Source organism: Amycolatopsis sp. FU40 (genome assembly GCF_021903635.1).
Taxonomy (GTDB): domain Bacteria; phylum Actinomycetota; class Actinomycetes; order Mycobacteriales; family Pseudonocardiaceae; genus Amycolatopsis; species Amycolatopsis dendrobii.
This window is the reverse complement of the sequence record NZ_CP091381.1, coordinates 868,063-882,028: the sequence shown is the minus strand read 5'-3', so window position 1 is coordinate 882,028 and position 13,966 is coordinate 868,063. Positions and strand designations below refer to the sequence as shown.

At 69.9% G+C, this 13,966-nt stretch carries 13 protein-coding genes; 7 read left to right on the top strand and 6 right to left on the bottom strand.

The annotated features are described in order from the left end of the window. Positions 1–23: 23 nt before the first annotated feature. Entirely contained in the window at positions 24–980 is a 957-nt protein-coding gene (locus L3Q65_RS05305) for a LysR family transcriptional regulator (protein WP_237598929.1), read from the bottom strand. Positions 981–1,098: 118 nt separating this feature from the next. On the opposite strand from L3Q65_RS05305, the gene L3Q65_RS05300 reads away from it, so the two are divergent. Together L3Q65_RS05300 and L3Q65_RS05295 are read left to right on the top strand one after the other, a co-directional pair. Then, positions 1,099–1,968, top strand: a complete 870-nt coding sequence (locus tag L3Q65_RS05300; RefSeq protein ID WP_237598928.1) for an alpha/beta fold hydrolase — start codon at positions 1,099–1,101, stop codon at positions 1,966–1,968. Further along, positions 1,965–3,353, top strand: a complete 1,389-nt coding sequence (locus L3Q65_RS05295; RefSeq protein ID WP_237598927.1) for an MFS transporter — start codon at positions 1,965–1,967, stop codon at positions 3,351–3,353. The genes L3Q65_RS05300 and L3Q65_RS05295 overlap by 4 nt, the downstream gene beginning before the upstream one ends. 13 nt (positions 3,354–3,366) lie before the next feature. Here L3Q65_RS05295 and L3Q65_RS05290 read toward each other — a convergent pair whose 3' ends face one another. Then, positions 3,367–4,281 (bottom strand): LysR family transcriptional regulator, encoded by a 915-nt coding sequence (locus L3Q65_RS05290; protein WP_237598926.1) that lies wholly within the window; start codon positions 4,279–4,281, stop codon positions 3,367–3,369. A 109-nt stretch (positions 4,282–4,390) separates the two neighbouring features. Here L3Q65_RS05290 and L3Q65_RS05285 point away from each other — a divergent pair, with 109 nt between their 5' ends. The 5 genes from L3Q65_RS05285 (at position 4,391) to L3Q65_RS05265 (ending at position 8,736) form a co-directional block, all read left to right on the top strand. After that, the gene (locus L3Q65_RS05285; RefSeq protein ID WP_237598925.1) at positions 4,391–5,143 is read left to right on the top strand and encodes an alpha/beta fold hydrolase; all 753 of its coding nucleotides are present in this window, start codon (positions 4,391–4,393) and stop codon (positions 5,141–5,143) included. Between the two features lie 30 nt (positions 5,144–5,173). Next, on the top strand, positions 5,174–5,974 hold the full coding sequence (locus L3Q65_RS05280; RefSeq protein WP_182892088.1) for an SDR family NAD(P)-dependent oxidoreductase: 801 nt from the start codon (positions 5,174–5,176) through the stop codon (positions 5,972–5,974). Continuing rightward, a complete protein-coding gene (locus L3Q65_RS05275) occupies positions 5,971–6,816 on the top strand; it encodes a sugar phosphate isomerase/epimerase (protein ID WP_182892089.1) in 846 nt (281 codons plus the stop codon). Before L3Q65_RS05280 ends, L3Q65_RS05275 begins: the two co-directional genes overlap by 4 nt. Before the next feature lie 32 nt (positions 6,817–6,848). After that, on the top strand, positions 6,849–8,135 hold the full coding sequence (locus L3Q65_RS05270; protein WP_182892090.1) for a nitrate/nitrite transporter: 1,287 nt from the start codon (positions 6,849–6,851) through the stop codon (positions 8,133–8,135). A 100-nt stretch (positions 8,136–8,235) separates the two neighbouring features. Continuing rightward, entirely contained in the window at positions 8,236–8,736 is a 501-nt protein-coding gene (locus L3Q65_RS05265) for a nuclear transport factor 2 family protein (RefSeq protein ID WP_237598924.1), read from the top strand. Positions 8,737–8,887: 151 nt separating this feature from the next. On the opposite strand, the gene L3Q65_RS05260 is transcribed toward L3Q65_RS05265, so the two are convergent. Genes L3Q65_RS05260 through L3Q65_RS05245 form a run of 4 tightly spaced genes read right to left on the bottom strand, consistent with a single transcriptional unit; the run spans position 8,888 to position 13,831 of the window. Beyond that, on the bottom strand, positions 8,888–10,291 hold the full coding sequence (locus tag L3Q65_RS05260; RefSeq protein WP_182892092.1) for an L-fucose/L-arabinose isomerase family protein: 1,404 nt from the start codon (positions 10,289–10,291) through the stop codon (positions 8,888–8,890). Between the two features lie 3 nt (positions 10,292–10,294). After that, positions 10,295–11,296: a substrate-binding domain-containing protein gene (locus L3Q65_RS05255; RefSeq protein ID WP_182892093.1), complete on the bottom strand. Its 1,002-nt coding sequence runs from the start codon at positions 11,294–11,296 to the stop codon at positions 10,295–10,297. A gap of 22 nt (positions 11,297–11,318) precedes the next feature. Next, positions 11,319–12,308 (bottom strand): ABC transporter permease, encoded by a 990-nt coding sequence (locus tag L3Q65_RS05250; RefSeq protein ID WP_182892094.1) that lies wholly within the window; start codon positions 12,306–12,308, stop codon positions 11,319–11,321. After that, the gene (locus tag L3Q65_RS05245; RefSeq protein WP_237598923.1) at positions 12,305–13,831 is read right to left on the bottom strand and encodes a sugar ABC transporter ATP-binding protein; all 1,527 of its coding nucleotides are present in this window, start codon (positions 13,829–13,831) and stop codon (positions 12,305–12,307) included. Before L3Q65_RS05245 ends, L3Q65_RS05250 begins: the two co-directional genes overlap by 4 nt. Positions 13,832–13,966 lie beyond the last annotated feature (135 nt).

Genomic DNA, 13,966 nt, shown 5'->3' with positions numbered 1-13,966 from the left:
GTTCCCGTCGCCACAGCCGACGGTCAGGAGACGTCGAGCGCCGGCTGCCGCTCGGAGACTGCCGGGTGCCGGGCGAGCAGGTCGTCGAGCCGGGAGCCGACCTCCGCGCAGTTTTGCCGCACCACGGAAAGGAAAGCCGCGAGAACCGGCGAGGAATCGGCGGCCTGGAAAGACATGTGCAGATCCGGCAGCCGGAAGCGGGGTTCGACGTCGCAGAACCGGATGTCGTCGCGAGCGATCAGGCGCATCCGGTCCGGGCCGAGCCCGACCCCCGCGCCGCACGCGGCGAGCCCGGCGATCGTGTGGACGTCGCGCGCCAGCGCGGCGCCGTCGAGCGCGGCGGGAGCGTCTTGGAACACCCGCCGCAGATAAGAACCGGCGGCGTCCGCGCTGACCACGAGCGGCTCGCGGGCCAGCTGCCCGACCTCGACCGACCGCTGCCCGGCGAACGGGTGCGCCGTCGAGACCACAGCCACCAGGCGATCCGCACCGATGGGCACCGTCACCAAGTCTTCCGCGCCGGCGCCGCGAGGGCTGCCGCGCCCCACCGCGACGTCCAGTTCACCGGCGAGCAGGGCCGCGGACGCGGTCGGCGTGTCCAGTTCCTGGAGGACCATCCGGACGTCCGGCCGGGCCCGCCGGAACCGGCCGAGCACGCTCGGCAGCGGGTCGAGCAGCGCGGACCCGATGAACCCGATCCGCAGCCGCCCGGTCTCCCCGCGCGCGGCGCGGCCCGCGTCGACCGTCGCGAGGCTCATCTCGGCGAGCGCGCTGCTCGCCCTGGCGAGGAAGGCATTGCCCGCGGCGGTGGGGAAAACGCCGCGCGGGGTGCGGTCGAACAGCCGCTCGCCGACCTCGCGTTCGAGTGCGGCGATCTGGGTCGAGAGCGGCGGCTGGGCGATGCCGAGCGACGCCGCGGCGCGGCCGAAATGCTGGTGCTCGGCGAGCGCCAGAGCGTAGCGAAGATGACGGGCTTCCACGCGGTCACGATACGCGGAAAGTATGACGAAGGCATTCGTCAGAGATGAGAGTGGATAACGGGGCGGAGCTGCGGTGACCTGGCGAGGTCCGTGATCAACGCTTTCGAAGGGCACTGGAATGACCCCTCCGTCCTCGTCCGAGACCGTCCTGCTGCTCGTGCACGGCGCCTGGCACGGCGCCGTGCACTGGAGTTCGACCCAGCGTGCGCTCGGCCGCAACGGCCTTGCGAGCATTGCCGTCGACCTGCCCGGCAGCGGGCTCGGCGCACCCGTCCCGAGCGGGTACTTCCAGCCAGGCCAGCCGGGGCTCGCCGCCGAGAAGTCGGCGCTGCGCGACCTCACCCTGCAAGACAGCACCGACGTCGTCCTCGACGCCCTGTCCGGCGTCCGCACCCGCTATCGGAATGTGGTGCTGGTCGCCCACAGCGCCGCGGGTTCCGCGGTCTCGGCCGCCGCGGAACAGGCACCCGAACTGGTCGACCGCCTCGTGTACCTGTCCTCGTTCGTGCCCGCGGGCCGGCCGCGGTTCGCCGACTACATCGAAGCCGAGGAAAACGCCGGCGCCATTCAGATCCCGCCGATCGGCGACCCGGCCGAACTCGGCGCGATCCGGATCAACCCGCTTTCGCCCGACCCGGCGGTCACCGAGGTCATCCGCCGGGCGTTCCTGAACGACCTCCCCGCGGACGCCTCGGACTCGTGGCGGCAGTTCCTGCACCCGGACCACCCGTTCTCGCACTTCGTCACGCCGGTTCCGCTCTCGGCGCGGCGCTGGGGACGGCTCCCGCGCTCCTACATCCGGTTGACCGGCGACCTGGCCCTGCCGCCGGCGACCCAGGACCTGATCATCTCCGAGGCCGACCAGGCGACGCCGGACAACCCGTTCCAGGTGTTTTCCCTGCCGGGCGGCCATTCGCCGTTCGTGATCCGGCCCGCGGAGCTGGCCACGATGTTCGCCGCCATCGCCTTGCAGCGGTCCTCCCGATGACCGCGGTGCGTTCTCCGGCTCAGCGGCTTCTCCTGCCGATCATCCTGTCCGGCACGTTCGTCCAGCTGTTCAGCGTCACGGTCATGCAGGTGGGCGTAGTCGACGTCCAACGGGATCTCGGCGCGGGAGCAGGCGAGAGCCAGCTGGTTCTCGCCGCCTACACCCTCTCCTACGCCTGCTCGCTGATCGTTTCCGCGCGGCTGGGCGGCAAATACGGCTGCCGGAAGATGTTCGTCGCCGGGATGGCAGTATTCACCCTCGCCTCGATCGGGGCGGCGGCCGCGCCCGCGGCCTGGGTGCTGATTGCCGGGCGTCTGCTGCAGGGTTTCGGCAGCGGGATGATGGCGCCGCAGATTCTGTCGATCATCCAATCCGCGGTGCCCCCGGACCGTCGTGCCGCCGCGTTGAGTGCGTTCGGCGCGACCATGGCGGCCGCTTCGCTCGCGGGCCCGGTGCTCGGCGGGGTGCTCATCCAGCTCGACCCGCTCGGCCTTGGCTGGCGGGCGGCGATGCTGCTGACCGTTCCCGTCGGCATCGCCGCCCTCGCGCTCTCCCCCGCACTGCCGCCGGATCGCGGTGAACGCACGACGGAACGCGTCGACCGGACCGGGGCGGCGCTGAGCCTGCTCGGTTTGGCCCTGCTGGTCTTTCCCCTGACCACGGGGAGGGACGCCGGGTGGCCGTGGTGGACGTGGCTGAGCCTGGCGCTGGCCGCGGCGCTGCTGGGCGGCTTCGCGATTTCCCAGCGCAGGGCAGCGGATCCGCTCGTCCATCCGTCCGCGGTGGCCGAACCGGCGACGCGCTGGGGGCTGGGCATCGTCCTGGTGTTCAATGCCGGAGTCCCGTCCTTCACGCTGCTGCTGTCGATGCATCTGCAGGGCGTGCGAGGCTGGAGTCCGCTTCAGACCGGGCTCGGCATCACCCCGTACGCCATCGGGGCGCTGGCCGGGAGCGGGATCGCGAACAGACTGGGCCGGCGCTTCGGCCCATGGGCTCTGGCGGTCTCCTCCCTGGCCATGGGATCGGTGTCGCTTCTCGTCCCGGTGACCATCAGCGACCCCGGCCCGCGGTGGGTCTACTGGCTCGCGCTGTGCCTCGGCGGCATCGGGTTCGGCGTGTTCACCGCTTCGGCGTTCACCCAGATCATCGCCAGAGTCCGCCCCGAAGCCGCGACCTCGGTCTCGGGTCTGCTCCCGACGGCACAGCAACTGGGCGGGACACTCGGCGTCACGTTCGCGGGCATCGCCTACGCGACGTCCGCCGGGAACCCCGGCCAGGCGTTGTGGCACGCGATGACCTACGAGGCCGCGGTGTTCGCGCTGGCCGCTGGCTTCGCTGTCGGGCTGGCGGGCCGCTCGGCTCGAAAAGCACCGGCGATCTGCTGAACGAGCCTCTGCCTCATAGCGGCGACGGCGCAACGCTGTAGGTGGGATCGGCCTGGTATTCCCGTGCGGTTTCCCGCAGGCAGCGCAGGAGCAGGTCGCCGTATTTCAGGTCCGTGCCTGCCCAAGCGGCCCACGTGCGCATCCAGTGTTCGGGCCGGTGCTCGCTGAGCGGGACCCAGGTCCAGCCAGGGAACCATTTGCGCGCCGAGGCGTTGCCGATGAGGATCGCGTCCACCCGGGAGCTGGCGGCGATCAGTTCGCTGTGCTCGGAGAAGGCGCGAAAGAGCCAGTCGACTTCGGTTCGGGTGGTCGCGGCGGCGGTGCGGAGGCTGATTTCCTCGCCTTTCGAGGAATGCGCCATGACGCGCAGTCCGGCGAGGTCCGTGACGTCGATCTCGGCTTGGCCGGCCGGGAGCGCGTCTTCCCGGAAAACGCAGCCGAGCCGTTGCCGGAACAGCAATTCCGCGTGGAGTTCGGGCGGTTCGGTGTGCATCAGGCTCAGGTCGAGCAGGCCGTTGTTGAGCATCCGCCGCTGTTCCTCGCTGGTGGCCTCGACGATGGCGAACCGGATCTCCGGAGCCTCGGCGGCGACCGCCGCCAGGTAATCCTCGATCCAGCCGCGCGGAACGCCCGAGGGCACTCCGAGATGCACGAGATGCCCGCCCGCCGACGCGGTTTGGAGGACTTCCGGGACCCGGTCGACGAGTTCGAAGATCGACAGCAGATGCGCGCGCAGGGCTTCTCCGACCACGGTCAGTTTGGTGCCGCCGGGCGTGCGCCGCAGCAACTGGTACCCGAGGTTCTTCTCCAGCTGGGCGATCTGCCTGCTCAGCGTGGGCTGGGTGAGGTGCAGGGCGGCCGCGGCACGCGAGATCGATCCGTATTCGGCCACCGCGCGGAAGTAGTCGAGCTGACGCAACTCAAGCATGGGCACATGTTATGCCTCGCGAGCATGGGGTTGGCCGATAATAGGCATTTGATAAATAACCGCAGGCCGCTGACGATCTGAGGAGCCACCACACTCCCAGGAGGGCCCCGTGAGCACAGAGATCGTCGAACTGGCCTTCGATCGGTTTTCCGGTGGTGCCGCGCCGTTCTCCTTCGTGCTCGTGCACGGCTGGGCTCGCTCCCGTTCGGACTGGGCTCCGATCGTCGACGGTCTCCGCGGCCTCGCTCCGGTCGTGGCCGTGGACCTGCGCGGGCACGGCGAGTCCCGGCCGGGCGAGAGCATGCGGCTTCCCGATGTCGCGGCCGACGTCCACGCCGTGCTCAAGCGTCTCGGACTCGCTCGCGTCGTGCTGGTCGGACACTCCGCGGGCAGCGAGGCGGCCGCTTTCCTCGCTCGGCGGGAGCCGGAGCTCGTCGCCGGCCTGGTGGTCGTCGATCCGGCGTTCGGGCTTCCCGACGCCGACCGTGCCCGGATCGAGGCGCTGGCCGGGCGGCTCCGGCAGGAGGATCCGGTCGCCGTCGCGGCCGAGCACTTCCTGAAGTCCGGGCCCAGCCCGGTGCCGGATGCCGACGGGCCGGTCTCGGCCGCGCCGGAGGCGATCCGCGATCTCTTCGCCGACTTCGCCTTCGCGCCGGAGGCCCTGCATTTCCAGACCCAGACCGCGGAGTTCTTCGCCGGTTTCCCCGTGCCGGTGCTGGCGTTCTACCGGAACGAGGAACGTGCCGCTCTCGCGCGCGAAATCCTTCCCGCCGCCCGGATTCAGGTGCTGCCGGGCGGCCATTGGACCCACCACGAGCATCCCGCCGAGGTCGTGGCCGCGATCGCGGACTGGATCCGCTGACCGATTTCGTTTCCCGAAAGGAAGAAGAGAATGACCGAGCCCCGACGCGTCGCCATCGTCACCGGCGGCGCCGGAAAACTGGGGAGCGCCATCGCGGCGCGGCTCCTCGAGGACGGCGTCGCCGTCGTAGTGGCGGACGTGAACGAGGACGCGGCGGCCGCGGCCGTCGCGGGGTTCCGGGCGCGGTTCGCCGCTCCCTGCCTCGGCATCGCCACCGACCTCGGATCGCTCGAGGCGATCGAGTCGCTGGTGGACGAGACGGGCAGCCGGTTCGGCCGGATCGACGTCGTCGTCAACAACGCCGCGGTGAACCGCCGCTCGACCCTGTCCGAACTCGCCCCGGACGACTGGGACCTGATGAGCGACGTGAACCTGCGCGCGCCAGCGATCCTGGTGAGCCGCGCGCTCGGTTTCTTCAAGGCGCAAAACAGCGGCACCGTCGTCAACATCGCCTCGCGGAACTGGGTTTCCGGCGGTCCGGTGGCCTACACGACGATGAAGGCCGGCCTCGTCGGCATGACCCGCTCGTTCGCGACTGAACTGGCGAAGTACAACGTCACCGCCAACGCCGTGGCGCCCAGCTTCATCGAATCGGACTTCACCAGCTACGACCGCGACGAGGAGCAGATGCGGCGCCTGCTGGAGCAGTACCAGGCGATCACCCCGCTCCCGCGCATGGCCGAATCCCGCGACGTCGCGAACGCCGTCGCGTTCCTCGCCTCGCCCGCCGCGTCCTTCATCACCGGCGAAGTCCTGCACGTCTGCGGCGGCGCTCAGCTCGCCCCGCTGCCGCGGACGCCGCTCGCCGTCGAGCGTCCGGCACCGCGATGAGGTTCAGCGTCGCGACGATCTCGTTGCCCGCACTGGACATCAGCGAATCGATCGCGGACATCGCCGCGGCCGGATTCGGCGGCGTCGAATGGCGCGTCGAGCCCCGGCCCGGCAGCATTCCCGATCCCCAGCCGGCGCACCCGTTCCTCGTGGACCACCGGTCCACCCTTCCGCTCGACGTGGCGGCGGCCGAGAGCGTCGCGGAGAAAACTCGCGCGGCCGGGCTCGAAGTGGTCGGCCTGGCCCCCTACATCGAAGTCGGCGACACCTCGACGCTGCGCCTGGCCTGCGAGATGGCCGTCGCCGCCGGCACCGGACAGATCCGCTTGCAGGCGCCGCGGATCTCCCGCACGAACAAACCGTATTCCGTGCTCTACGAGGAAACGGTCGCGTTCTTCGCCGACGTCGCGGCCACGGCGAAGGAAACCGGAGTCCGGGCGTTGCTGGAGATCCACCACAACACCATCTGCTCCAGCGCGGCTCTGGCGCACCGGGTGGTCGCCCGGTTCGACCCGGCGCACGTCGGCGTCATCTACGACGTCGGAAATCTCGTCTTCGAAGGTTACGAGGCCCACGAAATCGCGCTCGACCTGCTCGGCGACCACCTCGGCCACGTGCACCTGAAGAACGCCGCGCACTTCCGGTCGCCGGGCGGCTCATGGCGACCGGGATGGACGCCGCTCGAAGACGGCGAGGTCGACGTGCCTCGCGTTCTCGGGCTCCTTCGCGAGCACGGCTACCGCGGCTGGGTGTCCGTGGAAGACATGAGCCTCGACCGCACGCCCCGCGCCGCCTTGCGCCACAACGCGGCACAGCTCCGCGAGTGGGGCTTGCTGCGCTGACACCTCACCGTCCAGGACAAGGAGGTCCTCACATGGACACCACGGAGGCATCCGCAGGCACAGCCCTGCCCGGACATCCGGCCGTTTCCCGCTACCGCTGGGTGATATTGGCCAGCTGCTGGCTTGCTTTCACCCTCATCTACATCAACCGCACCGCGTGGTCGGTGGTCGCCGTCGACGCTTCGCATTCCCTCGGGCTTTCCGTGGCCCAGCTCGGGATCTTCGCCACGGCGCTGTCCATCGGCTACGTCGTCACCAACATCCCCGGCGGGGTCGTCGCCGACCTGATCGGCGGCCGCATGGCGGCCGGAATCTCCTTGGTGGCGGCGGGAATCCTGACCTTCGCGTTCGGCTCAGTCAAGAACGTCGGCGTGGGAATCGCGATCCAGATCCTCATCGGGCTGGTCAGCGGCGCCGACGTCGCGTCCTTCACGAAGCTGATCAGCCGCTGGTTCCCGCCCCGCGAGCGCGGTACCGCGTTCGGCCTGTACATCACGTCGACCGCGCTGGGCGGGGTGATCGCGAACGCCTCCATCCCGGAGTTGCTGACGGTGCTGCACTGGAACGGCGTCTACTACCTGCTCGGCGCGCTGACCGTTGCTGTCGGCGTGGCGTGCTGGGCGTTCCTGCGAAACGATCCGCCGACCCCGGTCGAACCCGTCGGCGAACCCCCGGCACCAGGCGGCGGCCGTCTCGGCCTGCGCGCGATGTTCGGCAATCGCAACCTTGTGTCGCTCGCGGCGGCCGGTCTCGGCATGCAATGGGCCACCCTCGGTTTCCTGGCCTGGGGCAACTCGCTGATGGTCAAGGCACTCGGCCTGTCCGCCGGGAAGGCCGCGCTGGTGATGGTCATCGTCAGCACGACAGCCATCGTGGTCAAACCGCTGGTCGGCTTCCTGTCCGACCGTGTCCGCGGCACACGCAAGGCGCATCTGATGGTGCTCAGCGGATACTTCACGCTCATCCTGGCCGTGTTCGGGCTGGTCCGGAATTACTCGATGCTGCTCGTGCTCGCACCGCTCCTAGGACTCGGCGTCTACGGCTATACGGTGCTCACGAACTCGACCGTGCCCCAATATTCGGATCCGCGGTTCGTGGGCGGGGCCTTCGGATTCGCCAACACCGCCTGGCAGCTCGGCGGCGTTTTCGCACCGGTCGCGGTGGGCGCGGTGTTCAGCGCCACCGGTTCGCTGTTCCTCGCCCTCGCGGTGCTGGCGGCCGGTCCATTGCTGGGGGTATTCCTGCTCCTGCCGATCCGCGAACAAGCCAAGACCGCGGTCTCCGACGAAGGGAGTTCTCTTGTCCACAGCCGACGCTGACCGCCTCGAAATCCGCGCACTGGTGGAAAACTGGGCCCTGTGGCGAGACGCGGGCGACTGAGAGCGGTTCGCCACGGTCTGGCATCCCGGCGCGAACTGGATGAGCGCGACCTGGTTCCAGGGTCCGGCGACCGAGTTCATCGCCGCCAGCCGCACGGGATTCGAGAACGGGGTGAGCATCCTGCACTTCCTGGGCGGGCACACCGCCGATCTCGCCGGTGATCGCGCGGTCGCCCAGACGAAGATGACCATCAACCAGCGCGCCGACGTCGACGGCGTGACCGTGGACGTCGTGTGCACCGGCCGGTTCTACGACTTCCTCGCGGTGCACGAGCGGCAATGGAAGATCGTGCGCCGCCAGCCGATCTACGAAAAGGACCGGCTCGATGTCGTCGACCCGGCGGCTTCGCTGTCCCTCGATCCAGCGTTGCTCGGCCGCTTCCCGATCGGCTACCGGCACCTCGGCTACGTCCAGACGAAGGCCGGGTTCGCCGTGCGGAACGGCCTTCCCGGCCTGACCGGCGACGCCGTCGAGACGCTGTACCGGCAAGGAGCCGACTGGCTGGCGGGTGCCGACACGCCCGGGATCCCGCTCCGCTGAAGTCACCCAGCGGATTGTCTGTGAAGGGCTCCTTGAGGGAATCAGAGTCAATGGGGGTTCCCCTCGCGTACGTCGGCGGAGCCGGAACGTGCGCGAGGCGGAGCTGGGCGTTGCCGCAGCGAGTAACCTCACCTGGCCGTCGAGCATCCGGTCAGCGACTCCACTCCTCCACCCGCACCCCCATCAACCGAGCCGCCGCGCGCAGTTCCCTCCGCCGGTCCCCCGGCACCGCATGCACGTGGTTCGCCCCGAAGCGCGACAGGAACGTCTCCGAAGCCACCTCCAGCCGCGCGAACGCGTGCGGCCACTCCCGCGTCGACCGCGACACCAGCTCCTCCGTAGTCCGCTCGTCGTAGTTCTCGAACTCCCCCAGCACCAGTTGCAGCCGATACTCCCCGTCCAACCGGCTCAATCGCGCCAGTGTCATCCGGCCCGGGGCGGCGATGTGCTGCACCGAAGCCCCGCCCGCGGGGAAGAAGAACACTTCCGGGTACAGGTGCACCTTCGACAGGTTCTCCGCCGGATCCTCGCTTCGCGCGGCGAACCACGTCGCGTGCTGGCCGGAGTTGCACAGATCCCAGACATCCCGGTCCGGGTGGTAGTGCCGGACGTCCGCGAAAAGCACTGGCGTACCGGTGATCCGGTGCATCAGCTGCATGGTCAGCGCGCCGTCCATGTCCGCTTCGGTGGCCGTGACATGCACCGCCTTGGGACCGTTCCAGTCGTAAGGATCGTTGAGCAAAGCCTCGGCGACATCAGCGGTCGCGAAGTGCTCGGTCAGCTCCGGTTGTGCTTTGATGCCGGAGAAATTCAGGTGCCGTTCAGCGGCGACATCGCGCACAGCAAGGTAAAGGCGCAGTTGGCGTTCCAATAATTCCGGCGTGAGCCGATCTCCGTCGTAGTGCACGGTGGCATGTTCTTCCAGCCATTTCCGCCCGCTGACGGCTTCCGCCGAAGGGCCTTCAGCGCGGCGGACCAGTTCGTACTGGTCGATTTCTTCGACGTCCACCCCGAATTGGCGCATCCACTGGTCGGTATTGGCGACCGCGGTGTTCATGCCCATCGGCCGTCCGCCGAAGCGGCCGAAGGTCGAACCGCGCAGGGAACCGACGGCAGCGGCGGCGCTCGCGTGTGCGCTGACTTCGGCGATCAGCTCCGGGTCGGCAGGCGCGCCCCACAAGCGGGTGTGCGCGCGGCCGATCTGGTCGAGCGCTCCCCCCGCGGCGAGCATCCCGACCAGGCCGGGCTCGGTCGGGTCGGTGCTCGCGACCAGCAGCAGCGGGCCGGGGGTCGCGTCCGCGGCCAGCATGGTGAAGTGCGGGAACGCCCACACCGCGTAGTACAGCACCGTCACGTCCACCGAACTCGCGGCGACCGAGCGCGCGGCCGCGGTCGCGGTGGTGTTCGTGGCGACCAGCCCTCCGGTGACGACGTCGTGGCCCGCCGCGGTCAGCGCGGCGGTGAACTCGTCCGCTTTGGACCGGATGAAGCCGGTGTTCCGCCGGTGCACGTGGTCGCGCCCGTCGGAGACGGCGAGGACACCGATTCGCGCCATAGGTCAGCTCCGGTTCAGTTCGGCGTACACCTGGGCCGCGTTGTCGCGCGTCACCAGGCGGGTGGGCAGGGTCTGCGTCTTGGGCACCGTCTGGCAGTCGACGAGCAGTTTCTTCGCCGCCGCGACGGCTTCCTTGCCGCCGGTGGGATAGATGAACGTGGCCGACAACCGGCCCGCCTCGACCGCTTTGATGCCGCCTTCGGGCACCGGCAGGCCGTCGATGCCGACGATCGGCAGGTCCGCGCGGCCCGCGTTCTGCGCGGCGATGCGCGCGCCCTCGGCCATCGGGTCGTTCTCGGAGAACATCGCCTGCGCGTCCGGATGCGCCTTCAGCAACGCGTCCGCCTGCTGCTGTCCCTTGTCCCGCAACCAATCCGCGTCCGCGCTGCCCACGACGGTGATATTGCGGTCGGTGATGCCCTGGGTGAATCCGTCGCTGCGCTCCTTGGCGGGCGTCGACCCGGCGAGGCCCTTCAGCTCGACGACTTTCCCGCCCCGCGGCAGCAATTTCTCGGCGAAGAACTTGCCCGCCTGACGGCCGATGTCCACATTGTCCGCACCGATGAAGGACGTGTACCCGTCGCCGTCGACCTTCCGGTCCAGCACCAGCACCGGTATCCCCTGGTCGTAAGCCTTCTTCACCACACCGGTCAACGGCGTCGCCTCGTTCGGGCTGATGATCAGCAGGTCGATCCCCTGAGTCAGGAAAGTATTGACCTGCTCGACTTGCTTGGCGTTGTCCTGCGCGGCATCCGCGTAGCTGACACTGAACTGCGGCACTCCGGCCGCCGCCTTGCGGATGTCGTCGTCCATCCGGACGCGATACGGTTCGGCGAGATTCGCCTGGCTCATCCCGATTTTGTATTTCCCGCTCGGGCCGTGGCATTGTTTCGCCGCGGGCGCGGTGCCGGACGACGCGCCCGGCGCGTTCTCGTGGGTGGTGCCGCAGGCGGCGACGAGGGCCAGCCCCGCCAGGACCGCACCGCCGCGGATGATGCCGGACATCTGCTCCCCTTTTCCCGAACGCCTACGCCGCGGCCGGGCGCAGCCGCTGCAGGCCCGCGGCCAGCACGATCACCACGCCGACCACGATCAGCTGGACGTTCGAATCGATGTCGTTGAGCTGGAGGATGTTGTCGAGCACGCCGACCAGCAGGGCGCCCGCGACGGTGCCGGACACCGACCCGCGCCCGCCGGACAGGCTGGTCCCGCCGATCACGACGGCCGCGATCGCGTTGAGCTCGTAGCCGGTGCCGTCGTTGGGCCCGCCGAAGTTGTACTGTCCCGCGTGGACGATCCCGGCCAGCGCGGCCAGCAGCCCGCACAGGCCGAAGACCAGCACTTTCACCCGGATCACCGGCACCCCGGACAGCACCGCGGCCTTCTCGTTGCCGCCGATCGCGTACACGTGCCGCGAGAACGCGCTCGCCCGCAGCACGAGCACCGCGAGCGCGGCGACGACCACGAAGAACAGCGCCGGGATCGGCACCACGCCGCCGAACGTCCGCTCGCCCAGCAGCGAGAACGGCACCGGGGCCTGGCCGGGACCGGACCCGTAGGCGATCGAAACTCCCTCGCCGCCGGACCACATCCGCGCGATCCCGCGGGCGATCTGCATCCCGGCGAGCGTCACGATGAACGACTGGATCCGGAACCGCGCGCTCGCGATCCCTTGCAGCAGACCGAAACCGAAGCCGAGCGCGAGAATCGTCAGCACGCCCGGCACGAGTCCCCAGCCGCCGCTGGTGAGCAGCAGCGCGACGCCGACGCTGGCCAGCCCCATCACCGAGCCCACCGACAGATCGATGCCGCCGACGAGGATCACCAGCGTCATGCCGACCGCGATGATGCCGATCTCGGAAATCGCGCGGACGACGTTGAACAAGTTGCCGCTGCCGAGAAACACCAGTTCCCCGTCCCGGTGCGGCGAGAAGACGATCGCGGCGGCGAACACCAGCACGAGCCCGAAGACGCTCTGGAAGCGGAACACCGCGGCCAGCACGGCGCGCCCGTTCACCGGACGTCTCCCATCGACGCGGCGAGCAGTTCCGCCTCGCCGGCCCGCGCCGTGTCCAGTTCGTGCACGCTCCGTCCGCCGCGCAGCACCACCACGCGGTCGCACACGCCGACCAGCTCCGCCGGTTCCGACGACGCCAGCAGCACCCCGACGCCGCTCCGCGCGGCCTCGCCGAGCAGCCGGTAGATCTCCGCCTTCGCCCCGACGTCCACGCCGCGCGTCGGCTCGTCCAGCAGCAGCAACGCCGGTTCGGTGAGCAAAGCCCGGCCCAGCACCACTTTCTGCTGATTCCCGCCGGACAGCGAACCCACCGGATCGGCGAGCGACCCCAGTTTCACCCCGAGCCGCCCCGCTTCCTCCCCGGCGACCGTCCGCTCGCGCCGGCCGGGAACGATCCCGAACCGCGCCAGCCGGTCCACAATGGACAGCACGGTGTTCGCCACGACGGAATGCTCCAGCGCCAGCCCCGCGATCCGCCGGTCCTCGGGCACGAACGCGATCCCCGACCGCAGCGACCGGCGCGGCGAACGCGGCCGGAACTCCTTTCCGCGCAGGAAAATCCGGCCGCTCGAAAGCTTTCCCCCGGAAGCGCCGTACAGCGCCTCCAGCAGCTCGGTCCGTCCCGCGCCGAGCAATCCGGCGATACCGACGATCTCGCCGGCCCGCACGGTGAGACTGATCCCGTCCGGCTCCCGCCGCCCGGCGCGCGGCCGCATCACGAGATCCTCGACGCGCAGCACGTCGTCCTGATGCGGCGAGGGCACGCTGTCCGCGCGGAACATCAAGTGCACCGGACGGCCCACCATCGCCTCCGCGGCCCGTTCGGCGGTCAGCTCCGCCGCGCTGAACTCCGCGACGACCTCGCCGTTGCGCAACACCGTCGCCCGGTCCGCGACCCGCCCGATCTCGTCCATCCGGTGCGACACGTAGACGATCGCCGCCCCGTCCGCGCGCAACTGGTCGATGACCGTGAACAGGCGCTCCACCTCGCGCGGCGACAGCGCCGACGTCGGTTCGTCCATCAGCAGGATCCGGGCGTCCAGCGACAGCGCCTTCGCGATGGTGACGAGCTGCTGTTCGCCGGTGCGCAGCCGTTCTACCGGCGTGCGCGGGTCGAGGTCGACGCCGGAGCGCTCCAGCACCTCGCGCGTGGCCGCGACCATCCGCCGCCGGTCGACCGTGCCGCCGCGGGTGTGCGGTTCGCGGCCGAGAAAAACGTTCTCCGCCACGGAAAGCGCGGGGACGAGGTCCAGTTCCTGATGGATCATCGCGACCCCGGCGCGGCGCGCGTCGGCCGGGCGGGCGAACCGGACCGCCTCCCCCGCGATCCGGATCGCCCCCTCCCCCGCGGCGATCTCCCCCGACAAGATCTTCAGCAGCGTGGACTTGCCTGCCCCGTTCTCGCCGAGCAGCGCGTGCACCTCCCCCTTCGCCGCGGTGAAGTCCACCGCGCCCAGGGCACGCACCCCGCCGTAGGTCTTGCTGACGCCGGCCAGTTCGGCCAGCGCGCCGCCTTCGCCCATGCCCCGCCTCTCGGCCCGCCCCGTGTCGAGAAATCGATTACCCGCGACGGTAGGGGTGGCCCGCCGGAGTGTCAAGGGTCACATTTTCCCCGCTCAGGGGAGCCTCAGCTCCGATTCCGTCCGGCACGCTCCGCG

Excerpts from the sequence above, each read along its gene's own strand:
- L3Q65_RS05300 (WP_237598928.1), top strand. The coding sequence starts at position 1,099 with ATGACCCCTCCGTCCTCGTCCGAGACCGTCCTGCTGCTCGTGCACGGC.
- L3Q65_RS05295 (WP_237598927.1), top strand. The coding sequence starts at position 1,965 with ATGACCGCGGTGCGTTCTCCGGCTCAGCGGCTTCTCCTGCCGATCATC.
- L3Q65_RS05290 (WP_237598926.1), bottom strand. The coding sequence starts at position 4,281 with ATGCTTGAGTTGCGTCAGCTCGACTACTTCCGCGCGGTGGCCGAATAC.
- L3Q65_RS05280 (WP_182892088.1), top strand. The coding sequence starts at position 5,174 with ATGACCGAGCCCCGACGCGTCGCCATCGTCACCGGCGGCGCCGGAAAA.
- L3Q65_RS05275 (WP_182892089.1), top strand. The coding sequence starts at position 5,971 with ATGAGGTTCAGCGTCGCGACGATCTCGTTGCCCGCACTGGACATCAGC.
- L3Q65_RS05270 (WP_182892090.1), top strand. The coding sequence starts at position 6,849 with ATGGACACCACGGAGGCATCCGCAGGCACAGCCCTGCCCGGACATCCG.
- L3Q65_RS05265 (WP_237598924.1), top strand. The coding sequence starts at position 8,236 with ATGAGCGCGACCTGGTTCCAGGGTCCGGCGACCGAGTTCATCGCCGCC.
- L3Q65_RS05260 (WP_182892092.1), bottom strand. The coding sequence starts at position 10,291 with ATGGCGCGAATCGGTGTCCTCGCCGTCTCCGACGGGCGCGACCACGTG.
- L3Q65_RS05255 (WP_182892093.1), bottom strand. The coding sequence starts at position 11,296 with ATGTCCGGCATCATCCGCGGCGGTGCGGTCCTGGCGGGGCTGGCCCTC.
- L3Q65_RS05245 (WP_237598923.1), bottom strand. The coding sequence starts at position 13,831 with ATGGGCGAAGGCGGCGCGCTGGCCGAACTGGCCGGCGTCAGCAAGACC.